This window comes from Streptomyces sp. 1331.2, assembly GCF_900199205.1.
Classification (GTDB): Bacteria; Actinomycetota; Actinomycetes; order Streptomycetales; family Streptomycetaceae; genus Kitasatospora.
Window position 1 is genome coordinate 3915601 of sequence record NZ_OBMJ01000001.1, and the last position, 23588, is coordinate 3939188.

General features: G+C 73.3%; 18 protein-coding genes, 1 tRNA gene and 1 pseudogene. 12 read left to right on the forward strand and 8 right to left on the reverse strand.

The window, feature by feature from the left end:
• Positions 1–5 precede the first annotated feature (5 nt).
• The 9 genes from CRP52_RS16670 to CRP52_RS16710 all read left to right on the forward strand — a co-directional run bounded on the left by CRP52_RS16670 (position 6) and on the right by CRP52_RS16710 (position 9728).
• Positions 6–2159, forward strand: a complete 2154-nt coding sequence (locus tag CRP52_RS16670) for a DNA polymerase III subunit gamma and tau (RefSeq protein WP_097237118.1) — start codon at positions 6–8, stop codon at positions 2157–2159.
• Between the two features lie 85 nt (positions 2160–2244).
• Positions 2245–2586 (forward strand): YbaB/EbfC family nucleoid-associated protein, encoded by a 342-nt coding sequence (locus CRP52_RS16675; protein WP_097237119.1) that lies wholly within the window; start codon positions 2245–2247, stop codon positions 2584–2586.
• 183 nt (positions 2587–2769) lie between these two features.
• Positions 2770–3369, forward strand: a complete 600-nt coding sequence (recR, locus tag CRP52_RS16680; protein ID WP_097237120.1) for a recombination mediator RecR — start codon at positions 2770–2772, stop codon at positions 3367–3369.
• A complete protein-coding gene (locus CRP52_RS16685) occupies positions 3362–4024 on the forward strand; it encodes a DUF5063 domain-containing protein (protein ID WP_097237121.1) in 663 nt (220 codons plus the stop codon). Before recR ends, CRP52_RS16685 begins: the two co-directional genes overlap by 8 nt.
• Positions 4025–4335: 311 nt before the next feature.
• Complete coding sequence (locus CRP52_RS16690; RefSeq protein ID WP_097237122.1) at positions 4336–5616, forward strand: aspartate kinase; 1281 nt, start codon at positions 4336–4338, stop codon at positions 5614–5616.
• A 76-nt stretch (positions 5617–5692) separates the two neighbouring features.
• Positions 5693–6751 carry an aspartate-semialdehyde dehydrogenase gene (locus tag CRP52_RS16695; protein WP_097237123.1) on the forward strand — a complete coding sequence of 353 codons (1059 nt, stop codon included), beginning with the start codon at positions 5693–5695 and terminating at the stop codon, positions 6749–6751.
• Between the two features lie 305 nt (positions 6752–7056).
• A complete protein-coding gene (locus CRP52_RS16700; RefSeq protein ID WP_257032533.1) occupies positions 7057–7602 on the forward strand; it encodes a SigE family RNA polymerase sigma factor in 546 nt (181 codons plus the stop codon).
• A gap of 82 nt (positions 7603–7684) precedes the next feature.
• Complete coding sequence (locus CRP52_RS16705; protein WP_097237124.1) at positions 7685–8833, forward strand: hypothetical protein; 1149 nt, start codon at positions 7685–7687, stop codon at positions 8831–8833.
• A 106-nt stretch (positions 8834–8939) separates the two neighbouring features.
• A complete protein-coding gene (locus tag CRP52_RS16710; protein ID WP_097237125.1) occupies positions 8940–9728 on the forward strand; it encodes an SURF1 family protein in 789 nt (262 codons plus the stop codon).
• A 46-nt stretch (positions 9729–9774) separates the two neighbouring features.
• Here the strand turns inward: CRP52_RS16710 and CRP52_RS16715 are convergent, their stop codons facing one another.
• From CRP52_RS16715 to CRP52_RS16730, 4 genes are all read right to left on the reverse strand, one after another.
• Positions 9775–10503: a hypothetical protein gene (locus CRP52_RS16715; RefSeq protein WP_143685765.1), complete on the reverse strand. Its 729-nt coding sequence runs from the start codon at positions 10501–10503 to the stop codon at positions 9775–9777.
• Positions 10500–12425: a S9 family peptidase gene (locus CRP52_RS16720; protein WP_097237127.1), complete on the reverse strand. Its 1926-nt coding sequence runs from the start codon at positions 12423–12425 to the stop codon at positions 10500–10502. The genes CRP52_RS16715 and CRP52_RS16720 overlap by 4 nt, the downstream gene beginning before the upstream one ends.
• Before the next feature lie 203 nt (positions 12426–12628).
• On the reverse strand, positions 12629–14086 hold the full coding sequence (locus tag CRP52_RS16725) for an MFS transporter (RefSeq protein WP_097237128.1): 1458 nt from the start codon (positions 14084–14086) through the stop codon (positions 12629–12631).
• 141 nt (positions 14087–14227) lie between these two features.
• The gene (locus CRP52_RS16730) at positions 14228–14605 is read right to left on the reverse strand and encodes a nuclear transport factor 2 family protein (RefSeq protein ID WP_097237129.1); all 378 of its coding nucleotides are present in this window, start codon (positions 14603–14605) and stop codon (positions 14228–14230) included.
• A gap of 159 nt (positions 14606–14764) precedes the next feature.
• Between CRP52_RS16730 and CRP52_RS16735 the strand changes: the two genes are divergently transcribed.
• Positions 14765–17542, forward strand: a complete 2778-nt coding sequence (locus CRP52_RS16735; RefSeq protein WP_097237130.1) for an AAA family ATPase — start codon at positions 14765–14767, stop codon at positions 17540–17542.
• Between the two features lie 66 nt (positions 17543–17608).
• Here the strand turns inward: CRP52_RS16735 and CRP52_RS16740 are convergent, their stop codons facing one another.
• Complete coding sequence (locus CRP52_RS16740; RefSeq protein WP_218893095.1) at positions 17609–18607, reverse strand: YDG/SRA domain-containing protein; 999 nt, start codon at positions 18605–18607, stop codon at positions 17609–17611.
• 513 nt (positions 18608–19120) lie between these two features.
• Between CRP52_RS16740 and CRP52_RS16745 the strand changes: the two genes are divergently transcribed.
• Both CRP52_RS16745 and CRP52_RS16750 read left to right on the forward strand, forming a co-directional pair.
• Complete coding sequence (locus tag CRP52_RS16745; protein ID WP_097237132.1) at positions 19121–20032, forward strand: hypothetical protein; 912 nt, start codon at positions 19121–19123, stop codon at positions 20030–20032.
• On the forward strand, positions 20029–21255 hold the full coding sequence (locus tag CRP52_RS16750) for a hypothetical protein (RefSeq protein WP_097237133.1): 1227 nt from the start codon (positions 20029–20031) through the stop codon (positions 21253–21255). Before CRP52_RS16745 ends, CRP52_RS16750 begins: the two co-directional genes overlap by 4 nt.
• Positions 21256–21663: 408 nt before the next feature.
• On the opposite strand, the gene CRP52_RS16755 is transcribed toward CRP52_RS16750, so the two are convergent.
• The 3 genes and pseudogenes from CRP52_RS16755 to CRP52_RS16770 all read right to left on the reverse strand — a co-directional run bounded on the left by CRP52_RS16755 (position 21664) and on the right by CRP52_RS16770 (position 23479).
• Positions 21664–21737: transfer RNA gene (locus CRP52_RS16755), tRNA-Pro, on the reverse strand.
• A gap of 321 nt (positions 21738–22058) precedes the next feature.
• Positions 22059–22781: pseudogene (locus CRP52_RS40810) on the reverse strand (metallophosphoesterase); the annotation flags it as partial.
• Positions 22781–23479: a CGNR zinc finger domain-containing protein gene (locus CRP52_RS16770; protein WP_097237136.1), complete on the reverse strand. Its 699-nt coding sequence runs from the start codon at positions 23477–23479 to the stop codon at positions 22781–22783. The pseudogene CRP52_RS40810 and the gene CRP52_RS16770, both read right to left, overlap by 1 nt.
• Positions 23480–23588: the final 109 nt, after the last annotated feature.

Below are 23588 nucleotides of genomic sequence, written 5' to 3' on the forward strand. Positions count from 1 at the left end.
GGGGTGTGTCCCTAGCCCTGTACCGCCGCTACCGCCCCGAGACCTTCGCGGAGGTCATCGGGCAGGAGCACGTGACCGCTCCGCTCCAGCAGGCCCTGCGCAACAACAGGGTCAACCACGCGTACCTGTTCAGCGGCCCACGCGGCTGTGGCAAGACGACGAGCGCGCGCATCCTGGCCCGCTGTCTGAACTGCGAGCAGGGGCCGACGCCGACGCCGTGCGGGGAGTGCCAGTCCTGCCGTGACCTCGCGACCGGCGGGCCCGGGTCGATCGACGTGATCGAGATCGACGCCGCCTCGCACGGTGGTGTGGACGACGCGCGCGAGCTGCGCGAGCGGGCCTTCTTCGCCCCGGTGCACAGCCGGTACAAGATCTTCATCCTGGACGAGGCACACATGGTGACCTCGGCGGGCTTCAACGCGCTGCTCAAGGTGGTCGAGGAGCCGCCGGAGCACCTCAAGTTCATCTTCGCGACCACCGAGCCGGAGAAGGTGATCGGGACGATCCGGTCCCGGACGCACCACTACCCGTTCCGGCTGGTCCCGCCCGGCACGCTGCGCGACTACCTGGCGGAGGTCTGCGGCCGGGAGGGCATCCAGGTCGAGGACACGGTGTTCCCGCTGGTCGTCCGGGCCGGGGCGGGCTCGGTGCGTGACTCGATGTCGGTCATGGACCAGCTGCTGGCCGGGGCCGGCGAGGGCGGCGTCACGTACCAGATGGCGACGGCGCTGCTCGGGTACACCGACTCCGCGCTGCTGGACGAGGTGGTGGACGCCTTCGCCGCGCAGGACGGGGCGACGGTGTTCCAGGTGATCGACCGGGTGGTCGAGGGCGGGCACGACCCGCGCCGCTTCGTCACCGACCTGCTGGAGCGGCTGCGCGACCTGGTGATCCTGGCCACCGTGCCGGACGCCGGGGAGAAGGGGCTGATCGACGCCCCGGCGGACCGGGTCGCGGTGATGCAGGCCCAGGCGGACGCGTTCGGCGCGGCCGAGCTGAGCCGGGCCGCGGACATCGTCAACACCGGGCTGACCGAGATGCGCGGCAATGCGGCGCCCCGGCTGCAGCTGGAGCTGATCTGCGCCCGGGTGATGCTGCCCGGTGCGTACAGCGACGAGCTGTCGCTGCAGGCCCGGCTGGACAAGCTGGAGCGGCGCGCGACAGCCGGCGGGTTCGCCGCGCCGATGGGCGCTGCGCAGATGGGGGCAGCGCCGACGGGGGCTCCGGCTGCGGTGCCGGTGGCGGCACCGGTGGCCGCGCCCGTGGCGGAGGCCCCGGCTGCGGCGCCCGTGCAGCCCGCGCCCGTGGTGGCGGCGCCGGCTGCCGCACCCGCCGGGCCTGCGCCGGGTGCCTGGCCGATCCCGCGTAGCTTCCCGCCCGCCGGGAGTGCCCCAGCCCCGGCGGCTCCGGTGGCCCCCGCGGCCCCCGCACCTGCGGCGCCTGCCGCCCCGCAGCAGCAGCCGGCGGCCCCCGCGCCCGCCCCGGTGGCCCCGGTGGCGGCGGGTCCCGGCGGGCAGCCGTCGGCGGCCGCGCAGCAGGGTGCCGCGCAGGTCCGGCAGCTGTGGCCGCAGATCCTGGAGGCGGTGAAGAACCGCCGCCGCTTCACCTGGATCCTGCTCAGCCAGAACGGCCAGGTGGCCGGGTTCGACGGCAGCGTGCTGCAGGTCTCGTTCATCAACGCCGGCGCCCGGGACAGCTTCGTCGGCAGCAACAGCGACGACGTGCTGCGCGCCGCGCTGTCCGACGCACTGGGCGTGGACTGGCGCATCGAGTGCATCGTCGACCCGTCCGGCGGCGTCGGGGCCGCCCCGGGCGGTGGGCCGTCCGGTGGTGCCCAGGGCGGTGGCGGTCCGGCCGGTGGCGGCTGGGGAGCCCCGGCCCGTCCGGCTGCCGCTCCGGCGGCCGCGCCCGTGCCGGCGCCCGCGCCTTCGGTGGTGCCGTCGCCGGTGCAGGCCCCGCCCGTACAGTCCGCGCCGGTGCCTGCCGCGCCACCGGTCGCGGCTCCGCCGGCCCGTCCGGTGCAGTCGGTGGCGCCCGAGGACGACGTCCCGGAGGAGGACGACCCGGACCTCAACGAGGAGGCGTTCTCCGGTCAGGAGCTGATCATCCGCGAGCTGGGTGCGACGGTGCTGGAGGAGATCCACCACCGGGGCACCTGAGCGGGACGCAGCACGTAGGCTCGGCGGTGACGAAGGTGACGAAGGACTCACCGCGACGACAGCGCATGACAGCAAGGAGAGAGCCGTGTTCCCCGGTGGTGGCCAGCCCAACATGCAGCAGCTGCTGAAGCAGGCGCAGAAGATGCAGCAGGATCTCGCGAAGGCCCAGCAGGAGCTGGCCGAGACGAAGGTGTCCGGTTCGGCGGGCGGCGGTCTGGTCGAGGCGACCGTGACCGGCGCCGGTGAACTGGTGGCGCTGACCATCGCCCCGGCCGCGGTCGACCCGGAGGACACCGAGACCCTGGCCGACCTGGTCCTGGCGGCGGTCCGGGACGCGAACCAGAGCGCGCAGAAGATGCAGGCCGAGCGCATGGGCCCGCTGACCCAGGGCCTGGGCGGCGGCGGCATCCCCGGCCTGCCGTTCTGACCCGAGAGACCCGAGAGACCTGAGCGGACACCGCTCCGCGGGTCCGGGGTCCGGGGTCCGTGGTTCCGGACGACGGACCCGTGTGATTTATGTGGGGGTCGGGCGTCGGGCGCTGTGTCCGACGCCCGATTCGTTGGATGATGGCACCGGAGTACCTCCGACCATCCGAAGGAAGGCGCGACGTTGTACGAGGGCGTGGTTCAGGACCTGATCGACGAACTGGGCAGGCTGCCCGGCGTCGGGCCCAAGAGCGCCCAGCGGATCGCCTTCCACGTGCTGCAGTCCGATCCGGTCGACGTGCGCCGGCTCGCGCACGCGCTGCTGGAGGTCAAGGACAAGGTCCGCTTCTGCGTGGTCTGCGGCAACGTCGCCGAGGCGGAGCAGTGCCGGGTCTGTCTGGACCCGCGCCGCGACCTCGCCGTCATCTGCGTGGTCGAGGAGCCCAAGGACGTCGTCGCCATCGAGCGCACCCGTGAGTTCCGCGGCCGTTACCACGTGCTGGGCGGCGCGATCAGCCCCATCGAGGGCGTCGGCCCGGACGACCTGCGCATCCGTGAGCTGCTCGCACGTCTCGCGGACGGCACGGTCACCGAGCTGATCCTGGCCACCGACCCCAATCTGGAGGGGGAGGCGACCGCCACCTACCTGGCCCGGCTCTGCAAGCCGATGGGCCTGAAGGTGACCCGTCTGGCGAGCGGCCTGCCCGTCGGCGGGGATCTGGAGTACGCGGACGAGGTCACCCTCGGCCGCGCCTTCGAAGGGAGACGACTGCTCGATGTCTGACCGGACGATCAACCAGCAGCACACCCACGGGCACGGCTCGGAGCCGGACGACTTCGCCGTGCAGATCGCCGACTCGGTGGAGAGCTTCGTGCTCGCCGTCACCGAGGTCGCCAAGGGCGACGAACCGGGCAGCGCGGTCTCGCTGCTGCTCCTGGAGGTCTCGCAGGTGCTGCTGGCCGGCGGCCGGCTGGGTGCCATCGAGGACGTCGTCCCGGAGGACCGCTTCGAGCCCGACGCCGGCCCCGAGCCGGACGGCGAGCAGCTGCGTGAGCGGCTGGCCGAGCTGCTCGCGCCGATCGACGTCTACCACGAGGTCTTCGACCCGTACGGCCCGCCGGAGAAGCCCAACGCCTTCCGGATCTCGGACGACCTGGCCGGCGTGGTCAGCGAGCTCCAGCACGGGCTGACGCACTACCGCGAGGGCCGGGTCAGCGAGGCGCTGTGGTGGTGGCAGTTCTCGTACCTCTCCAACTGGGGCACCACCTGCACGGCGGTGCTGCGGGCGCTGCAGTCGCTGATCGCCCACGTCCGGCTGGACAGCCCGATCGGGGCGGTGCCGGACGGCGCGGACACCGACGACGACGGGCTCACCGACGAGCAGCTGGAGAAGCAGGCCGGCGACCTGATGGCGGCCGAGCTGGGGCTGGGGCGGTAGCACCGCTTTCCCGCGGTTCGGTGGGTCCACCAGGCTGTGACGAATGCCTCACCGGTTCGTCCGGAAAGGAAATCCGGTCGGATCACCGCCACCGGATCCGCCGATTCTCCGGGGCCGTACCGAATCGCCCGCAGACCTGCCGGTCGGGCCGCCCGTCCCGCCGATCACCTGCTGAAACGGGCGTCTCATCATATGGAAAGCGCCGGTCAGGGCACCCCTGCTCGGTAGACTGGCGCGGACCGCACACCCCCGTCCCCCGGGGGGAACGGGGGCGTGGCGCCCCCGGAAACGACACGAGTCGAGGAGCGCACGTGGGCCTTGTCGTGCAGAAGTACGGCGGCTCATCCGTTGCGGATGCCGAGGGCATCAAGCGCGTAGCCCGCCGAATCGTTGACGCCAAGAAGGCCGGCCATGAGGTCGTCGTCGTGGTGTCCGCGATGGGCGACACGACGGACGAGCTCATCGAACTCGCCGAGCAGGTGTCACCACTGCCTGCCGGTCGTGAGTTCGACATGCTGCTGACCGCTGGAGAGCGCATCTCCATGGCACTGCTGGCCATGGCGATCAAATCCCTGGGCCACGAGGCCCAGTCCTTCACGGGCAGCCAGGCCGGCGTCATCACCGACTCCGTCCACAACAAGGCGCGCATCATCGACGTGACGCCGGGCCGCATCCGCACCGCCCTGGACGAGGGCAACATCGCGATCGTGGCCGGCTTCCAGGGCGTGTCCCAGACCAGCAAGGACATCACCACGCTGGGCCGGGGCGGCTCGGACACCACCGCCGTCGCCCTCGCCGCCGCGCTCGACGCCGAGGTCTGCGAGATCTACACCGACGTGGACGGCGTGTTCACCGCCGACCCGCGCGTGGTGAAGAAGGCCCGCAAGATCGACTGGATCGCCTACGAGGACATGCTGGAGCTGGCGTCCTCGGGTTCCAAGGTGCTGCTCGACCGCTGTGTGGAGTACGCCCGGCGCTACAACATCCCGATTCACGTACGCTCGTCCTTCTCGGGTCTCCCCGGGACGATCGTCAGCAACGACAACCCGAACAAGCCCGAAGGGGGCGAGATGGAGCAGGCCATCATCTCCGGAGTCGCCCACGACACCTCCGAGGCCAAGGTCACCGTCGTCGGCGTGCCCGACAAGCCGGGCGAGGCGGCCCGCATCTTCCGCGCCATCGCGGACGCCGAGGTCAACATCGACATGGTGGTGCAGAACGTCTCCGCCGCGTCGACGGGCCTGACCGACATCTCCTTCACGCTGCCGAAGACCGAGGGCCAGAAGGCCATCGACGCGCTCGGCCGGGTCAAGGAGGGCATCGGCTACGAGTCGCTGCGCTACGACGACGCGATCGGCAAGATCTCGCTGGTCGGCGCCGGCATGCGCTCCAACCCGGGCGTCACCGCGACCTTCTTCGAGGCGCTGTCCGCCGCGGGCGTCAACATCGAGCTGATCTCCACCTCGGAGATCCGCATCTCGGTCGTCACCCGCGCCGAGGACGTGCCGGAGGCCGTCCGCGCCGTGCACAGCGCCTTCGGGCTGGACAGCGAGTCGGACGAGGCCGTCGTCTACGGGGGCACCGGGCGATGACCCGGGCGGTGACCCGGGAGCGGGACCGGCTCACTCCGGGCAACCGGGCAGCCGGGGCCGCTCGGGTCGCCGGGCGATGACCCGGCGGCCGAACCTCGCCGTCGTCGGCGCCACCGGCGCCGTCGGCGAGGTGCTGCTCGCTCTGCTCTCCCTCCGCCAGGACGTCTGGGGCGAGATCCGACTCGTCGCCTCTCCGCGCTCGACCGGCCGCAAGGCGGTCGTGCGCGGGGAGACCGTCGAGGTCGTCCCGCTGACCGAGGAGGCCTTCGCGGGGACCGACGTCGCCGTGTTCGCCGTCCCCGACGAGGTCTCCGCCCAGTGGGCGCCGATCGCGGCGGCCAAGGGCGTCGTGGTGGTCGACGACTCGGCCGCCTTCCGCACCGCCGGGGACGTGCCGCTGGTCGTCCCGGAGGTCAACGCGGCCGCGCTGCGGATCCGTCCGCGCGGCATCGTCGCCAGCCCGGCCAGCACCACCCTCGCGATGATCGCGGCGGTCGGCGCGCTGCACGCCGAGTACGGGCTGGAACAGCTCGTCGTCGCCTCCTACCAGGCCGCCGGCGGCGAGGGCCGCGCCGGCGAGGCGGCGCTGCGCGCGCAGACCGCCCTGGTGGCGGGCACCGAGGTCGGCCGGCAGGCCGGCGACCTGCGCGCGGTGATCGCGGATCAGGGGCCGTTCGCCGCCCCGCTCGCGCTCAACGCGGTGCCCTGGACCGGAGGACTGCGCGAGGGCGGCTGGGCCGCCGAGGAGATGGCCATCCGCGACGAGTCCCGCAAGATCCTCGGCCTGCCCGGCCTGAAGGTCTCCGCGACCTGCGTCCACATCCCGGTCGTCCGCACCCACGCGCTGGCCGTGCACGCGCGCTTCGAACGCGAGGTCACCCAGGAGCACGCGCAGGACATCCTGCGGGACGCGCCCGGCGTGGTCCTCTACGACGACCCGGCCGCCGGCGAGTTCCCCACGCCGAACGACGTGGTCGGTACGGACCCGGTCTGGGTCGGGCGGGTGCGCCGGGCCCTGGACGAGCCGGAGGCGCTGGACCTGTTCCTGTGCGGGGACAACCTGCGCAAGGGAGCGGCGCTCAACCTGCTGCAGATCGCGGAGTCGGTGGCGGCCGGTCAGCTGACGGTGGAGTAGGGCCCGTCATGCACCGGGAGGACCCCGGCGGGGCTTCCGATGTGCCCGCTTGTGTCCACACCTGTGTCCATACCTGTGTCCGCTCCTCGACACAATCTGTCCGGAATCCCGGGGGAATCCCCTGGAGGCCTCTTCCGCCGATGCGGAAGAATGGCCCCCGGGCCGGGCAACCATGACAGGGGATCGAGTGTCCAACGGGCGTGGCGAACGTGATGGTGGGGGCAAGGGCGGGCATCCCGGCGAGGGCTGTGGTGTCCTTCCCGTCGCACGCCCCGTGGCCTTCGAGTAGGCCGGAAGACGACCAGATGACGGCAGCCGCACGGGGTGCGGCGGACTCCGGTGCCGGTACCGACGCGGGTACCAGCGAGGACCTGCTCACCGAGACCTACCAGGCGCACTACCGCTCGCTGCTGCGGCTCGCCGCGCTGCTCCTCGACGACCTCTCCACCTGCGAGGACGTCGTCCAGGAGGCGTTCATCCGGGTGCACGCCGCCCGGCGCCGGGTGCGCGAGCCCGAGAAGACCCTCGCCTACCTGCGGCAGACGGTCGTCAACCTGTCCCGCTCCACGCTGCGACGCCGGATCCTCGGGCTGCGACTGCTGCCGAAGCCCATGCCTGACATGGCCAGTGCAGAAGAAGGTGCCTACGATGCCCTGGAGCGCGACCAGTTGAAGGCCGCGCTGCGTGGTCTGCAACGCCGTCAGCGGGAGGTTCTGGTGCTGCGTTACTTCGTGGACATGACGGAGGCGCAGGTCGCCGACACCCTCGGCATCTCGCTCGGCTCGGTGAAGGCCTACGGCTCGCGCGGACTCGCCGCACTGCGCGCCCAGATGGAGGCCGGACATGGCTGAGGCGGCGGGCGGCGGCCGGCGGCCGGTGAGTGGTCCGGGCGGTTCGGGGGGGTCGGGGGGTTCGAACGGCTCGACAGGAGACTTGTCGTCGGAGCTCTCGGGCCTGTCCGGGCTGTCGTCCGAGGAACGGGCGGTGCGGGAGCTGATGCACCACGCCGTCGGCGGGATCCAACCCGCGGCCGGTGGACTGCCCCGGATCCGGCAGGCCGTGCCCCGGCGGCGGGCCGCCCGGCGGGGCGCCTGGACCGGTGCCGCCGCCCTCGCCCTCGCCGTCGCGATCCTCCTGCCGGTGATCCACGAGGGGGAGCACCTCGGGCTCTCCGGCGGGCCCGGCTCGGCCGACGCCAAGAGCCCGGCCGCCACCGCCCCCAGCGGCACCGCCGCCGGACACAGCGGCACCGGTACGGCCTCGCACGGCGGAACGACCGGCGCCGGTGACGCCCCACCGACGACCGGTACGGCCGCCACCTCGCACACCCCCGGTGCCGAGGCCACGCGCGCCGACGGCACCACCACGCCCACCGGGACCTCCGGCGTCGGCGATGGCGGCATCGTGCCGCTCTGCACCCGGACCGACCTCGGCGAGGGCACCGCACAGGTCGGCACGCCCGACGCCGCCGGGCGGATCAACGGCTCGTTCACCGTCTACAACGTCTCCGGGCACAGCTGCCGCGTCGGCGGCCCCGGCGCGGTGGCCGTCACCGGCGTCACCGGCGCCGACCGCAGCCGCATCCGCACCGCCGACCACAGCCCCGGCGACCCGGCCGGCGGCCTGACCGCGATGGACGCCGAGCCGCCGGTGCTCGCGCCCCACACCGGGTACCGGGTGTCGTTCGTCTGGATCCCCGACCAGGGCTGCGCCGGCTCCGGCGGCGCCACCACCGGGCCCACCGGCACCAACCAGGTGTCCGCGAACTCCCAGGCCCCCGCCGCCTCGGCCGCCTCGGGCGCGCGGGCCTCCGGCGCCAGCGGCGCCCCCAGCAACAACCCGCAGGCCAGCTCGTCCCCCTCGGCGGGCCCCACCGGAGCCCCCAGCCCCACCGCCACTACGACCACCAACCCCACCGGCCAGCCGCCCACCGCCACCATCGCCCATACCCCCGCCCCCGGCAGCCCCGCCGCCGCCACCGCGACCCTGCCGCTGACCTGCAGCGGCACCCTCTACCGGGGTGGCGTCCAGGCAGTCGGCGGAGCGGCCCCCCGGCCGTCGGGCACGCCCTCGGCGGGGTGAGGGACGCGCTCGGCGGCGGGTGAGGGGCGCCATCGGCGGCGTGAAGGGCGTCCGGCACCTGCCCCTGGGGGCGGGCCGGGTGTGAGGAGTGGTTACCGTGGGGGGTGTGTACCGGTTCCTCCTGACTCCGCGCTGGCTGGGCGGCACCGCTTTGGCCGTGGCGGCCGTGGCGGTGTGCGTGTGGCTGGGCTCCTGGCAGCTCGGCCGCTTCGAGGACCGGGTGTCCACGCACCAGGAGACCAAGAACGCGATCACTGCTTCGGGTGATCCCCGCCCTATCGACGCGCTGCTCAACCCGACGACTCCGCAGGTGACCACGGAGACCGTCGGCAAGCCGGTCACGGTCATCGGCAGCTACGACACCGAACACCAACTCCTCGTGCCGAACCGGGTGTTGGACGGCAAGCAGGGGTACTACGTGCTCACCCCGCTGCGCACCGCCGACGGGCACGCCGTCGCCGTGGTGCGCGGCTGGACGGCCGGGGCGCCGGAGGTGGGGGCTGGGGCTGCTGCGGCGCCGGGCGGGCAGGTGACGGTGACCGGGCGGCTGCAGGCCAACGAGGCCGTGGGCGCCAACGGTGCGGTGGCCGGCGGCCTGCCGGCCGGGCAGCTCGGCATGATCAACCGGGCCTCGCTGCTGAACGTCCTGGAGTACGACGGCTGGTACGACGGCTGGGTGGCCGCCGACGAGGCGCCCGCCGGACTGACCCCGGTGCCGACGGTGCAGCCGCAGGGCGGCGACGGACTCACCCTGCGGGCGTTCCAGAACCTGGGCTACACGCTGGAGTGGTTCGTCTTCGGGGGCTTCGTCGTCTTCATGTGGTACCGCCTGCTGCGCCGTGAGGCGGAGGCGGAGCAGGACCGGGCCCTGGGACTGGACCCGGTCCTGGACTGACCGGTGGAGCGGTGACCGGTGGAGCGGTGACCGGCGGACCGGCCGCTCAGCGCTTGGTCGGGGCGGCCGGTGCGCCCGGGACGGCCGGTGCGCCGGGGGCGGCGGGGACGGCCGTCGGCTTCTGCGGTGCGGGCAGCGGCGGCGGGGTCGGTGTCGCGACCGGTGGCTGGGCCGGCTGGGGGACGGGCGGCTGGGACGGCGGCTGGGCCGGTGTGGTCGAGCCGAGGGGCACCGACGTCGGGTTGCCGGCGCAGTGGCTGTGGCCGCCGCCGGTGCTGGTGTCCGAGTCGTAGTGGTCGATGTGGTGGTGCACGGTGCGGCCGGTCTTCGAGCCCTTGGAGCCGGACCCCTTCGAGCCCGACGAACCCGAGGAACCCGAGGAGCCGCTTGAACCGGACGAGCCGGATGATCCCTTGGAGCCCGACGAGCCGCTCGATCCCTTCGAGCCCTTGGCGAGGATCGTGCCGTCCCCCGCCCCGTCGCCCGGCTCGTACGCCGCCGGCACGACGGAGACCCCTGCCCCGCCGGTGCTCGTCCGGGGCGCGGTGGCGAGCGGCGTGGCGGGGATGCCGGGGGTGCCGGGGGCGCCGGGGGCGGCCGGGGTGGTGGGCGTTCCGGGCACGGTGGGAACGGTCGGCTGGGCGGCCGGGGGAGTCGGCGCCGGCGGGCCGACCGGGGGCGGGCAGGAGGCGTTGTCGCTGTGCGATCCGGAGCAGCCGGTGAGCACCAGGGCCCCGGCCACCACCGCCCCCGCGAGTATCAGCACCCGTCTCACGCGGACTCCCCGCCTTCGTTGCGCACGGTGGCGTTGTCCGCCGACCACATGCCCGCAGCCGCGTCCAGGTGCCGTCGGACGAAGTCGATCTCCAGGCGCAGCTGCTTGATCCGCTCCTCCACCACCAGCGACCCGTGCCCGGCGTCGTACCGGTACACCTCGTGCGGCTTGCCGAGCTGCTCCAGGCGCTCGACGTAGTTCTCGATCTGCCGGATCGGGCAGCGCGGGTCGTTGACCCCGGCGCTGATGTACACCGGCACCCGCACCTGCTCGACGTAGGTCAGCGGCGAGGAGGCGGCGAAGCGCTCCGGGACCTCCTCCGGGGTGCCGCCGAAGAGCGTGCGGTCCAGCGACTTGAGCGCCTCCATCTCGTCGGCGTACGCGGTGGGGTAGTCCGCGACCGGTACGGCGGCGACGCCGAGCGCCCAGGCGTCGGGCTGGACGCCGAGGCCCAGCAGGGTCAGGTAACCGCCCCAGCTTCCGCCGGTGAGCACCAGCCGGCGCGGGTCGGCGAGGCCGCTGGCCACCGCCCACTCCCGGACCGCCGCGATGTCCTCCAGCTCGATCAGGCCGACCCGCTCGTGCAGGGCGTCGGTCCAGGCCTGGCCGTAGCCGGTCGAACCGCGGTAGTTGACCCGGACCACCGCGAAGCCGTGGTCCAGCCAGGCGGCCGGGCCGGCGGCGAAGGAGTCGCTGTCGTGGTGGGTCGGGCCGCCGTGGATCTCGAAGACGGTCGGGACCGGGCCGTCCTCCGGCTTGGTGCCGGCGGGCCGCTGCACGAGGGCGTGCACCCGCCCGCCCGGCCCGTCCACCCAGACGTCCTCGACCGGGACCGATGCGGGCGGCACCGCGCCGGGCGCCCGCAGCACGACCGTCCCCGCGGTGGAGCGGACGGCGGACGGCTCGGCCGCCGAGGACCACAGGTACTCGACGGTGCCGTCCGGACGGGCGGTGGCGCCGCCGACGGTGCCGCGCGGGGTGTCCAGGCGGGTGAGCCGGCCGTCCGCGAGCGCGTACGAGAACAGCTCGCTGCGCGCCTCGTACTCGTGCTCCACCAGCAGTTCCTCGGCGCCGGGGCGCCACTGCGCGGAGACGTCGCCGGGCAGTTCGCGGCCCTGCTCGTCGCGCAGCGGCAGCGCGGTCTCGGCGCCGGTGGCGACGTCCCAGATCATCGGCTCCCAGCGGCCGGTGCGCTGGTGGGCGACCAGCAGCCGGGTGTCGCCCTCGACCGGGGCGAAGCCGAGGCAGGCGACGCCGCGCGGCTCGTCCCGGCCGGTGACCTCGTCCAGTTCGGCGACGGTCTCCACGGTGGTCGGGCCGGTGTTGTCGGTGCTGTCCGCGGTGCTGTCGGCCTTGATGCGGACGACCCGGATCGCGGAGTGCATCGCGTCGCCGTGCTCGGTGTGGTCGATCGCGAGCAGCGTGCCGTCGTGGCTGAGGTCGCCGATGCCGCCGTACTCCGCGTGCCGGTAGATCTCGACCGGCTCGGTGGAGCCGGGGCGGCGCAGGTGGAGGGTGGTGCCGTCCTCGTCGGTGGAGCGGCCGACGACCACGGAGCCGTCCCGGCCGAGGGCCAGGCCGGCCGAGTAGGAGGGGGCGAGGCCGGGCACGGCCTCCTCGTCCGGGCCGCCCTCGAACGGCTGGCGGCGCCAGACGCCGAACTCGTCGCCGTCGTTGTCGTCGAACCACCAGATCCAGGCGCCGTCGGGGGACAGCTCGGCGTCGGTGGTGCCGTTCGGGCGGTCGGTGACCCGGCGGTGGGTGCCGGTGGCGCGGTCCCAGGCGTAGACCTCGTAGGTGCCGGTCGCGTTGGACACGTACAGCGCCCGGTCGGGGGCGTCCTCCGCCCAGTCGGGCAGCGACACCCTGGCCGCCCTGAACCGCTGCTCCCACGCCGGTACGGCGCTCTTCTCCTCGCTCATCCGACCATCCAACCCGATCGGGGGGAGGGAATGGAACGGGGCGGGGGTGTTCCCGGAGGGGGCGCGGGGGGTCAGTGGCAGGTCGGTGTCTGGTCAGCGGCCGGTCAGCGGCCGGTCAGGGTCTGGTCAGGGTCTGGTCAGCGGCGCGTCAGTGGCTGGTCAACGACGGGTCAGCGAGGGGTCAGCGAGGGGTCAGTGAGGGGTCAGCCCCTGCGCGGCAGCAGTCGGACCAGGGCCACCAGCAGCAGTTCCAGCGCCGCCAGGGCCAGGACGCTGTGGCCGAAGGCGGCGGTCGCGTCGTCGGCGCCGTAGTAGACCAGGCCGATCAGCGCGATCCCGAGCGCCCCGCCCACCTGCTGCACGGTCGCCACCACCCCGGCGGCGGAGCCGGTCAGGCCCGGGTCGACGCCCTCCAGGACGACGGAGGTGACCGGGGCGATCACCAGGCCCATGCCGAGGCCGTCCACGAACAGGCCGGGCGCCAGCCACCAGACACTGCCGTCCGCGGCGCTGTGGGCGCCGGAGGCGGCGTACGCGGAGAGGGCGAGCAGGGCCAGCCCGGCGGTCATCAGCAGGCCGCCGACCGTGATCGTGCCGCGGTCGCCCAGGCGGGCGGTGACCCGGTGGGTGGCGTTGGAGGTGATCAGGTAGCCGACGCCGATCGCGGTGAAGACCAGGCCGGCGCCGAGCGCGTCCAGCCCGCGGCCGAACTGCAGGTGCAGGGCGAGCACCAGGAAGAAGGAGCCCTGGCCGAGCCAGAAGGCGAGTTGGGCGAGCACGCCGGCGCTGAAGGCGCGGCTGCGGAAGAGGCGGGTGTCGACCAGCGGGGTGGAGGCCGTGAGGGTGTGGGCGGTGGTCGTCGCGTGGTGCTGGTGCACGGCGAAGGCGGCGAGCAGGGCGACCGAGGCGCCCAGGCAGAGGTGGGTCCACACCGGCCAGCCCAGCTGCGGGCCCTGGATCAGCGGCAGCAGCAGGGCGGTCAGCGAGGCGGTCGCCAGCACCACGCCGACCGGGTCCAGGCCGGGCCGCTGCGGGGCGCGGGACTCCGGCAGGCAGCGGCGGACCATGACGAGGGCGGCCAGGCCGATCGGCAGGTTGATCAGGAAGCAGCTGCGCCAGCCGAGGCCGAACAGGTCCGCGCGGATCAGCAAGCCGCCGATCAGCTGGCCGAACACCCCGCCGACGCCCATGGTCAGCCCGTACCGGGCGAAGGCCCGCGTCTGCTCCGCGCCGGCGAACGCGGTCCGCAGGATCGTCAGCACCTGCGGGCCCATCAGCGCCGCCGCCAGGCCCTGCAGCACCCGGGCACCGACCAGCGTGGCGGCGGTCGGGGCGAGGCCGCAGCCGGCCGAGGCGAGGGTGAAGAGGGCCAGGCCGAGCCCGAACATCCGCCGGCGGCCGTACCGGTCGCCGAGGCGGCCGGCGGTCACCAGGCCGGCCGCGAGGGCCAGGCTGAACCCGGCCATCACCCACTGGACGACGGCGGGGCCGGCGCCGAGGTCGGCCTGGAGGGAGGGGAGGGCGACGTTGACGACGAAGATGTCGAGGGTCGTCATGAAGGTGGCGGTCAGAACGACCGGCAGCAGCCCTTTGGGGGCCTGCGGCGCGGCGGGTGGGGGTGGGCTGGGGGCGGGTCGCCGAGTACGCAGGGAGGTGGTCATCTCGGGCTCTCCTCACGGGGGTCGGGGCATGCCTGTCGGGGATGGACGGGCCTGCCGGGGAGGGGCGGGCCTGCCGGGGAGGGGCGGGCCGGGGAGGGCTCGCCCCTCGGGTTGGGCGCTGGTTTCCTGCGGCCGTGGGCCTCAGGCGCCCGGCACGCGGTCGAGGAAGCCGTACACCGCGCCGATCCGGCCGTCCGGGGTGGCCGTCAGCACGTCGAAGCCGATCACCACCGGCTCCGCGCCGGCCGGGCCGAGGTTCCAGGTGAAGCGGGCGATGTCGTGGTGCGCGTCCACCGGCCCGAGGGTGAACTCCAGCCCCGGGAACTGCGCCTGGGCCGCACCGATCAACGCGTCGATCGCGTCCCGGCCGGCGACCGCCGCCAGCGGGTCGGTGTAGCGGCCGTCCTCGGACCACACCTCGTCGATCAGCTTGCGGCGGGCCGCCAGGTCGGTCTCGTTCCACACCGCGAGGTAGCGCTCGGCGAGCTGCTGGAGGGCGGCGGTGGTGATCTCGGTCATCGTCATCTCCCGTGGTCCGGTGGGTGGTCGGCCGGTCGTTCGGTCCGGTGCTCACCAAGGTAGGGACGGGCGGGCGGCGGCGAATCCGTCACGTATGGGCATGGGAGTACGTAGGTCCCGGCGGAGCTGCCGGAGGCTCGGCTCGGTAGGGTCGGGGCCATGCTGTACGGGAGGGAAGGCGAACAGGCCGCCGTGGACGGGCTGTTGGACGCGGCGCGGGCGGGGCGCAGCGGTGTCCTGCTGCTCCGCGGCGAGGCCGGGATCGGCAAGACCGCGTTGCTGGACGACGCGGTCGCGCGGGCGGGGGAGGCGTTCCGGGTGGTCCGGGCGGCGGGCGTCGAGTACGAGGCCGAGCTGCCGTACGCCGGGCTGAGCCTGCTGCTCGCGCCCGGCCTGGACCGGCTGGACGCCCTGCCGGGTCCGCAACGGCGGGCCCTGGAGGCGGCGTTCGGGCTGGCCGAGGGTGGCGTCGGTGGCGGGTCGGCCGACGGCGGGGCCGGGAGCAGCGGGCCGGCCGACCGGCTGCTGGTCGGGCTCGCCACGCTCGGTCTGCTCGCCGAACTCGCCACCGAGCAGCCGCTGTTGTGCGTCCTGGACGATGTGCAGTGGCTGGACCGGGCCTCACTGGACGCGCTGCTGCTCGCCGCCCGTCGGCTCCAGGCCGAGGGGGTGGCGCTGCTGCTCGCTGCCCGCAGCCATGCTGGTGCCGGTGCCGGCGCCGGGGGCGTCGGCGTGTCGGTGGAGCGCCGGCTCGGCCTCCCCGAGCTGGAAGTGACCGCCCTGGACCAGGCCGACGCCACCCGGCTGCTGACCCGGCGGGCCGGCTCCGAGCTGCCCGCCGCCGTCCGCGACCGGCTGCTCGCCGAGGCCGCCGGCAACCCGCTGGCGCTCACCGAACTCCCGGTCGCCGCAGGGCCGCAGGCCCCCGCGCCGGGCGGCCTCCCGCTCACCAGCCGACTGCTGATCGCCTTCCACGGCCAGGTCACCGGCCTGCCCGCGGCGACCCAGACCCTGCTCCTCGTCGCCGCCGCCGAGGAGAGCGGCGAACTCGACGTCGTCCTGCCCGCCGCGGCCGCGCTCGGCGTCACCGCCGAACACCTCGCTCCCGCCGAGGAGTCGGGGCTGGTGACGGTCACCGGCGATCGCCGGATCGCCTTCCGGCACCCGCTGCTGCGCTCGGCGATCGTCCAACGCGCGCCGCACCACCAGAAGTCGGCCGTCCACCGGGCCGTCGCCGACGCCCTGCCCGACGGCGACCGCCGCACCTGGCACCTCGCCCTGGCCGCCACCGCCCCCGACGCCGACCTCGCCGACGCGCTGGAGCGCGCCGCCGTCCGGGCCGAACGCCGGGGCGGCCGCGGTGGCGCCGCCGCGTACGAGCGCGCCGCCCGGCTCACCCCGGACCGCGACACCGCCACCCGCCGGCTCGTCCTGGCCGCCGAAGCGGCCACCGAGGAAGGCGAGTTGGTACGGGCCGAAGCGCTCGCCGACGAGGCCGCCGCCCGTACCGAGGACACCCTGGCGCACGCCCTGCTCGACCAGGTCCGGGCCACCGCGCACTTCTGGCGCGGCTCCCACCCGACCGCCTACCGGCTGCTGCTCGACGCGGCCGGCACCGGCATCGACCCGGTGTACGCCGCCCGGATGCTGTTCCAGGCCTTCCACACCGCCTGGTACGCGGGCGAGGAACCGGTCGTCGCCGTCCTCGACCGCCTCGCCGCCCTCCCGCTCGCCGACGGCCACCCGCTCGCCCCGCTCGCCCGCCACCTGCCCGCCGCCGTCCTCCCGGCCCTCGGCCGGCCCGCGGAGCCGCTGCCCACCGCCCGGGAGACCGCCGAAGCCGCCCGCCGGGCCGGCGCCGAGAGCCCCGTCGACCTGGTCCAACTGTGCGGAGCCGCCCTGATCCTCGGCCGCGACGAGGAGACCGCCGAACTCGGAGCCGAACTGGTCGCCGAAGCCCGCGCCAAGGGCACCCTCGGGGTGATGCCGACGCTGCAGTTCTTCCTCGCCGAAGCCGAACTCTTCCACGGCCGCCACCGCGACGCCGAAGTCACCGCCACCGAAGCCCTCACCCTCGCCCGGGACACCGGCCAGCACCAGTGGGTCAGCCAACTCGCCGCGCTGCTCGCCCACCTCGCCGCGCTCGACGGCCGCAGCGAGCAGTGCACCGAACTCGCCGCCACCGCCCTCGCCACCACCGGCCCGCAGACCGCCGCCCCCGCGGCCGGCCTCCCCTGGGTCCAGTGGTCGCTCGCCCTGCTCGACCTCGGCCACGGTCGCGCCGGCGACGCCGCCGACCGCCTCCACACCCTCACCACCGGCCCGCACCGGCACCACGTCAGCGCCACCCGGGCCGTCCCCGACCTGGTCGAGGCCGCCGTCCGCCTCGGCACCCCCGACCGCGCCGCCGAACCGTACGAGCGCTTCGCCCGCTGGACGGCCGCCGCCGACCGCCCGTGGGCCGAAGCCCTCCGGCTGCGCTGCCAGGCCCTGCTCGGCCCCGACGAACTCGCCGAACCCGCCTACCGCGCCGCCCTCGACCTGCACGAAACGGCCCACCGCCCCTTCGAACAGGCCCGCACCGCCCTCCTCTACGGCGAATGGCTGCGCCGCACCCGCCGCCGCACCGACGCCCGCCCCCACCTGCGCGCCGCCCTGGAAACCTTCGACCGCCTCGCCGCCCACCCCTGGGCCGCCCGCGCCCGCACCGAGCTCTCCGCCACCGGCACCCCGGCCCCCACCCCCACCGGCACCGCCCCGCAGTCCCCCCTCACCCCCCAGGAACTCCAGATCGCCCGCCTCGCCGCCCAGGGCCTCACCAACCGAGACATCGCCGCCCAGCTCTTCCTCAGCCCCCGAACCGTCGCCCACCACCTCTACAAGGCCTACCCGAAGCTCAACATCACCTCCCGCACCGAACTCACCACCGTCCTCTGAAATCCCTCAGACATCCCACTCTCGAACGGGGCCCTGCCGAATGGAGTTCGGCAGGGCCCAGTCAGTTCACGTCTGGGAGTCGACGTCAGGTGATCGGTCCGTGGAGTGCTTCCATCCTTCGGAATAGTGCTCCCGGTGGTAGGCCAGATGAGTCAGATCCACCTGGTGGTTGGGGGCCTCGCGCAGTTTTCCGAGTTCTGTACCCGCAGCGTGGTCCGTAATGGTCAGATCGTCCGTGATGGTCAACATGCCGAAGTCGAACAGGGTGTGGTGATTGGGGCAGAGGCACAGCACGTTGCCAGCGACATCGGGACCATTGTGCGGCTGGCCCAATCCGCGGATGTGAGCTGCTTCGGCATATCCACCAGTCGGTGTGCGAAGTCTCTCGCCGCACACCTGGCAGGTGAAGTCATGTGCCTGCTTCACGTAGTTCGCCACCTTGGTGCTTCGGACGATCCGCTGGACCATTGCTTCGGTACGCGTAGGGCGTGGCCGGCCAACGGGTTCCACGAGGGTCGGCTCGGGAATGACCGCCTTGGTGGAATCGAGCTGCACCAGCCGATAGCGCCAAATTCGGAAGCCAGACCGGCCGATGTCGTGCCAGGAGTCCACGACATGGAAGAGCCCGTCGTAGCGGTAGTTCGGATTGGCGGATCGCTTTGGGATTTGCTTCACCGCACGGACCACCCGTACCGGCGTCCCCGTCGTCTGGCTGGTTACGAGGGCTGCGTTACCGCGCGTGAGTTCTTGGTTTCGCACCTGTCGCTGCGTGTTCGGATCCCGTCCACCCTGGCCGGTGTAGACGATGACGTCGCCGTGGTCCTCGTCGTCCTCATAACCCCCTGAGATGACGATGGACTCGGCGCCGAGTTCTGCCGTACCGCAGATTCCTGCTTGTGTCTGTCGGTGGACTTTGGCCTGGGCGAGGGCCTGTCGATTGATGAAGATGCGCCCGACCTCTATTCCCGGCACGGCTCCGAAGCCGTCGAAGCCGTCGAAGCCGTCGAAGGCGGTGAGTGCGGTGGAAGGGGTGACTTCGAGCAAATCCGGGCCTCTCAGCGTCAAGGAACCGTTGTCCAGGGGGCGACCTCCGTACCGCGCAACGGGCACAGGGTCGGTTCGGTTCCGCCATGAGGACCCGAGGGAATCAGGTGATCGGGGGTCACGTCTACGCCTCGCGACCGCCCGAGCGGACCGGCGGCCCGGGCCTCCAGATGCTGGCTGACGAGAAACTGACGGTACGTCGCCATGGCGCTGGCGGCAGTTGACACACAAACACATGTGCGAGTAGACCTCTTCCTGCGTCGATCCGCGTCGGCGCGACAGCACGACACCTGGACCTCCGAATCCGGGTGGCCCCGCAGGGCACTGCGATCCGAACGGTCGAGACGGGCAAGGGGCCCGCGTCAACCAACGGTGAAGGTTCTGCTGTCGAGAGACGTGGCAGGCGCCACGGAGCACGCCGTCGGCGACGGATCCCTCCGTGGGCGGACGACTCTGCTTCTCCTTTTCGGCGTCGCGTCGCTGAAGCCGTCGCAGCAACTCGGCTGCACGGCGGTGTCACGATGGGCAATCCCAGTGACCGAGCACCACAACCTGCTCTTCCGTGAGCCGCAGGACTCCCAGCCCCCCATCGAGCTCCCTGCCCAGGTGGAGCACGACCTGGAGGCGCTGAGCATCACCCGTCGGCCCCATCCGCTGCCGGAGGTGCCGGCCACCGCGGCACTGCGCAAGGTCGCGATTCGGCTGGAGAAGAACGCCCGCACGAACCTCGACGAGGACGCACGCAAGGCCGCTGCGGCACTGCAGGTCGAACCCGAGCGGGCCGCCCTGCTGGTCACCGAGCAGTCGAACGGTGTCTCCCTCCTCAGCCAGGTGGCGGTCCCGGGCGGCACGCTGGACGTCATCGAGTGCCGGGCCTGGACCCGGATGCTCTTCCCGCTCTACCAGCCGCGGATCGCGGCCATGTCCCTGTCGGTGCCCGCCCCCCGGCTGCTCGACGCCCACAACGAGGACGGCCACCCCCTCGCCCAGGCCCGCTGCGAGTTCTCCACCCCGAAGGAGCTCGCCGAGCTGGTCCGCGAAACCGTCGTCAGCACCCTGAACACGCCGAAGTCCGACTACTCCGACTCGATCATGCAGCGCGGCGTGTCCGAGCCGCTCCTGGTCATCCTGGTCCGGGTCACCTTCACCGACGGTTCGCCCTCCCGGGTTCTGCCGGTCGTCGTGGACGGCATCTCGCGGCTCTCGTCCGCCGCGAAAACCCGCACCGGCCGGTCCAACGAAGGCACGGCGGACGCCGTGGTGGAGGACCTCCTCCGCGACCCGAACAGCCTTCGCCGGACCGTCCGCGACGAGGTCGTCACCTACAACACCGCCCACCAGCGCGGGCTGACCGACCAGGTCGTCCGGGTCGGCCAGGCAGCGACCGTGCCTATCCGCCTGGTCGTCGGCGCCCACAACGGCAACACCCTGGAGGTCGGCCAGTGATCACCCAGCCCCTGACCGGGAGCGCCCCGGCGTCCACCTTCTCCTTCGTGACGATGGTGGAGAACCTCGTCGCCGGCGAGCACCTGGAGAAGAATCCCTGGACCCAGGACGCGATGTGGCACAACATCGCCAACCAGGTCATCGATGCCCTCGTCGCCCGCGGCGTGCTGACCCGGGTGCAGTCCGACATCATCACGGGGGCCACCCCGCTCACCGCCCTCCCCGGGCTGATCGGTAGCCCCGACGCCTCCCCGGTCTGGCGTGCGATCTACACCACGCACTGCCTCACCAGCGGTGCTGCGTTCCGCGCGGCAAAGGCCGAGATCCGCAACATCATGGCCCGCCGCGCCGTCACCACCAAGCAGTTCAGCTTCATGCTCGGTGTCGTCGTCGACCGCGACGTTCGCCAGGCCAAGAGCCGCAGGGAGAAGGGCAGTCACAAGCCCTCTTCCCTGCAGACCGCCCGCAATGCCTTCGGGGACGGCGGCTACCTCACCGACGCCGTGGCCGGCGCCCACTGGACGCCGGTCTACAAGGCGCCCGCCGAGCTCTTGGAGATGGCGCTGGCCGGCAACGTTGCGGCCAAGACCACGCTGATGATCGGCGGCGGCTACGCCCTGATCATGGACGGGTACCTCACCCGGGACCGAGAGTCCAAGTTCTACGAGGGCACCACCCCCTACCGCGGCGTCCCGCCGGTGATCCTCAGCGACCTGGCGGGCCACCAGCACGGTCTGCGGACGCTCGCCATGGCCTGGGCCTGTTGGAACCCCGAGCTGCCCACGCATGAGTACAACATCCCGGACATCAAGGAGGACGGGACGGTCATCATCACGGGGGAGACCGTCGAGACGCTCAAGCCCCAGCGGCTCAACGAGGGCCGACTCTTCGAGATCGCCAACCCCGGTAAGGCGATGGCAGGCTTCCTCAAGCAGCAGGAGACCCGCCACGCCCGGAACCGCCCCGAACGCCCGGAGGACCGGGACCGCGCGAACCGCGAGCGCCTCGCCTTCGCGCTGGAGATCGCGAGGGAAGCCGCCGCCGAGCTCCAGGCCTCCACGGTCTCACCGCCACCCCACCCCTTCGGCAGCCACGACGAGTGGAAGAAGGCGAAGGACGCCGCGCACGAGGCGTACATCACGCTGGTGAAGAACGAGCCGGACACCCAGGCCGGCTTCATCGACAGCGACGACCCCGACAGCGACGAGGACGACTCGTACTAGGCGGCGTAGAGCACAGCATTCTGATCAAGGCGTCGGCCGGCACCTGCTGGCCGACGCCTTGCCGCGTACAGCCGATCCGAGGACCCGGCCTCCTGCCCGATCGAATCCCCTGAACCCCCGTGCCGTCGCGAGACGCACCCGGCGGGGCACCGGGTGGTGGGGTGGCGGACCCGCGGTCGATGAGGCCCGGGCAGCGGGCCCGCGGGGCTGACGGCACGACGGCCGGGTGATGAGGCGCCGGGGCGGCGGGGCACCGGGTGGTGGGGTGGCGGACCCGCGGTCGATGAGGCCCGGGCAGCGGGCCCGCGGGGCTGACGGCACGACGGCCGGGTGATGAGGCGCCGGGGCGGCGGGGCACACAACGTCAGAGGGCCCATCGGATCTCTCCGATGGGCCCTCTGCACTGGGTCGGGGTGGCGGGATTTGAACCCACGGCCTCTTCGTCCCGAACGAAGCGCGCTACCAAGCTGCGCCACACCCCGGTCCTGCGGTTTGTTGCTCTGTCTCCGTCGCAACGAGTAGAACTCTACCGGACGCTCGCCGAGACACGAAATCCGGTTTCGGGCGGGCGTCCGGTGGGGGTCAGCGGGGGGCCGGGGTGAGGGTGAGGAGGGTGGCTTCGGGGGGCAGGCGAAGCGGACGGGGGTGTAGCGGTTGGTGCCGCAGCCGGCGGAGACGTGGAGGTGGGAGCGGTGGCCGCCGGCGGTGTGGGTGGAGAGGCCCTTGACCCGGCGGGTGTCGATGTCGCAGTTGGTGACCAGGGCGCCGTAGAAGGGGATGCAGAGCTGGCCGCCGTGGGTGTGGCCGGCGAGGATCAGCGGGTAGCGGTCGGCGGTGAAGGCGTCGAGGACGCGCAGGTAGGGCGCGTGGACGACGGCGAGGGAGAGGTCGGCGTCGGGGGAGGGGCCGCCGGCGACCTCGCTGTAGCGGTCGCGGCGGATGTGCGGGTCGTCGAGGCCGGTGAGCTCCAGGTCGAGGCCGTTCAGGGTGAGGCGGCCGCGGGTGTTGGTGAGGTTGAGCCAGCCGGCCGCGTCGAAGCCGTCGCGGAGCTTCTCCCAGGGGTTGTGGACGGCGCCGGTGATGCCGCGGCGGGCGGAGCCGTCCGGGTTGTTCATGCCGTGGACGCCGCTGCGCATGGCCTGGAGGTAGCGGGCCGGGTTCTTGCGGGCCGGGCCGTAGTAGTCGTTGGAGCCGAAGACGTAGACGCCCGGGAACTCCATGAGCGGTCCGAGCGCGTCGAGGGCGGCCGGGACGCCGAGCGGGTCGGAGAGGTTGTCGCCGGTGTTGACCACGAGGTCGGGGCGCAGGCCGGCCAGGCTCTTCAGCCAGCGCTGCTTCTTGCCCTGCCCGCTCACCATGTGGATGTCGGACACCTGCAGGATCCGGAGGGGCCGGGCGCCGTGCGGGAGGACGGGGACCTCGACCCGGCGGAGGCGGAAGGCCCGGACCTCGTACCCGGCGGAGTAGGCGAGGCAGGCGGCGCCGGCGGCGGCGATGCCGAGGGGAACGGAGTACAGCGGTCGCATCAGCCCATGCTCTCAGACGGTGGATCAGCCGGTGAACGCCCGGAGGAGGGGGCGGGGGAGGGCTGGAGGGGGTGCGGGGGTTCCTCGGTTTCGCGGCGGGCGCGCAGGGCGCGGACCTTGTGGCGGTTGCCGCAGCGTTCCATCGAGCACCAGCGCCGCCGGCCGGGCCGGGAGGTGTCGACGAAGACCAGTTGGCAGTTGTGCGCGCCGCACTCGCGGATCCGGTCCGCGTACGGGCCGGTGAGCAGGGCGATGGCGTCCCGGGCGAGGGTGGAGACCAGCTGGGAGCCGTCGGCGGGCGCCGGGGCGGCGGCGGTGCCGTCCGGGGCGATCCGGGGGACGAGCGGGGGGTGCTCGGCGGCCTGGTTGAGGGTGGCGTAGTCCTCGGCGGCGCCGGTTTCGCCGTGGGCGCGGGCGGCGGCGAGGCGCCAGAGCGCGTCGCGCAGGGTGCGGGCGGCGGCCAGTTCTTCGGCGGTCACCCGGATGGTGTCGGCGGGCAGTCGCAGCCGGGACTGCGGGAGCCAGGCGGTGAGGTCGGCGGGCCGGTGCAGGACCTCGTAGCGGGCGTACGGGCCGGGGCCGCCGGTGGTGAGCAGTTCGAGGCAGAGGGCGCCGGGGTCGAAGTGGAAGCCGGTGCCCGTGGGGGTGGTGAGGAGCAGCCCTGGCGGGGTGGCGTTCCGATGGTCTCCGTCGGTCATGGGAGCAGGATAGGTGTAACCGGGTATACGGGTTACGGTGACCGGGTCGCCCGCGGGCAGCGCCCGTTGGCGGGCGCGTCGTCACGCGCCGGTCGGCCGCCCCTGACGG

Coding starts and splice junctions, on each gene's coding strand:
- CRP52_RS16685 (WP_097237121.1), top strand. CDS start 3,362: ATGTCTGACCGGACGATCAACCAGCAGCACACCCACGGGCACGGCTCG.
- CRP52_RS16695 (WP_097237123.1), top strand. CDS start 5,693: ATGACCCGGCGGCCGAACCTCGCCGTCGTCGGCGCCACCGGCGCCGTC.
- CRP52_RS16700 (WP_257032533.1), top strand. CDS start 7,057: ATGACGGCAGCCGCACGGGGTGCGGCGGACTCCGGTGCCGGTACCGAC.
- CRP52_RS16720 (WP_097237127.1), bottom strand. CDS start 12,425: ATGAGCGAGGAGAAGAGCGCCGTACCGGCGTGGGAGCAGCGGTTCAGG.
- CRP52_RS16725 (WP_097237128.1), bottom strand. CDS start 14,086: ATGACCACCTCCCTGCGTACTCGGCGACCCGCCCCCAGCCCACCCCCA.
- CRP52_RS16730 (WP_097237129.1), bottom strand. CDS start 14,605: ATGACCGAGATCACCACCGCCGCCCTCCAGCAGCTCGCCGAGCGCTAC.
- CRP52_RS16735 (WP_097237130.1), top strand. CDS start 14,765: ATGCTGTACGGGAGGGAAGGCGAACAGGCCGCCGTGGACGGGCTGTTG.
- CRP52_RS16770 (WP_097237136.1), bottom strand. CDS start 23,479: ATGACCGACGGAGACCATCGGAACGCCACCCCGCCAGGGCTGCTCCTC.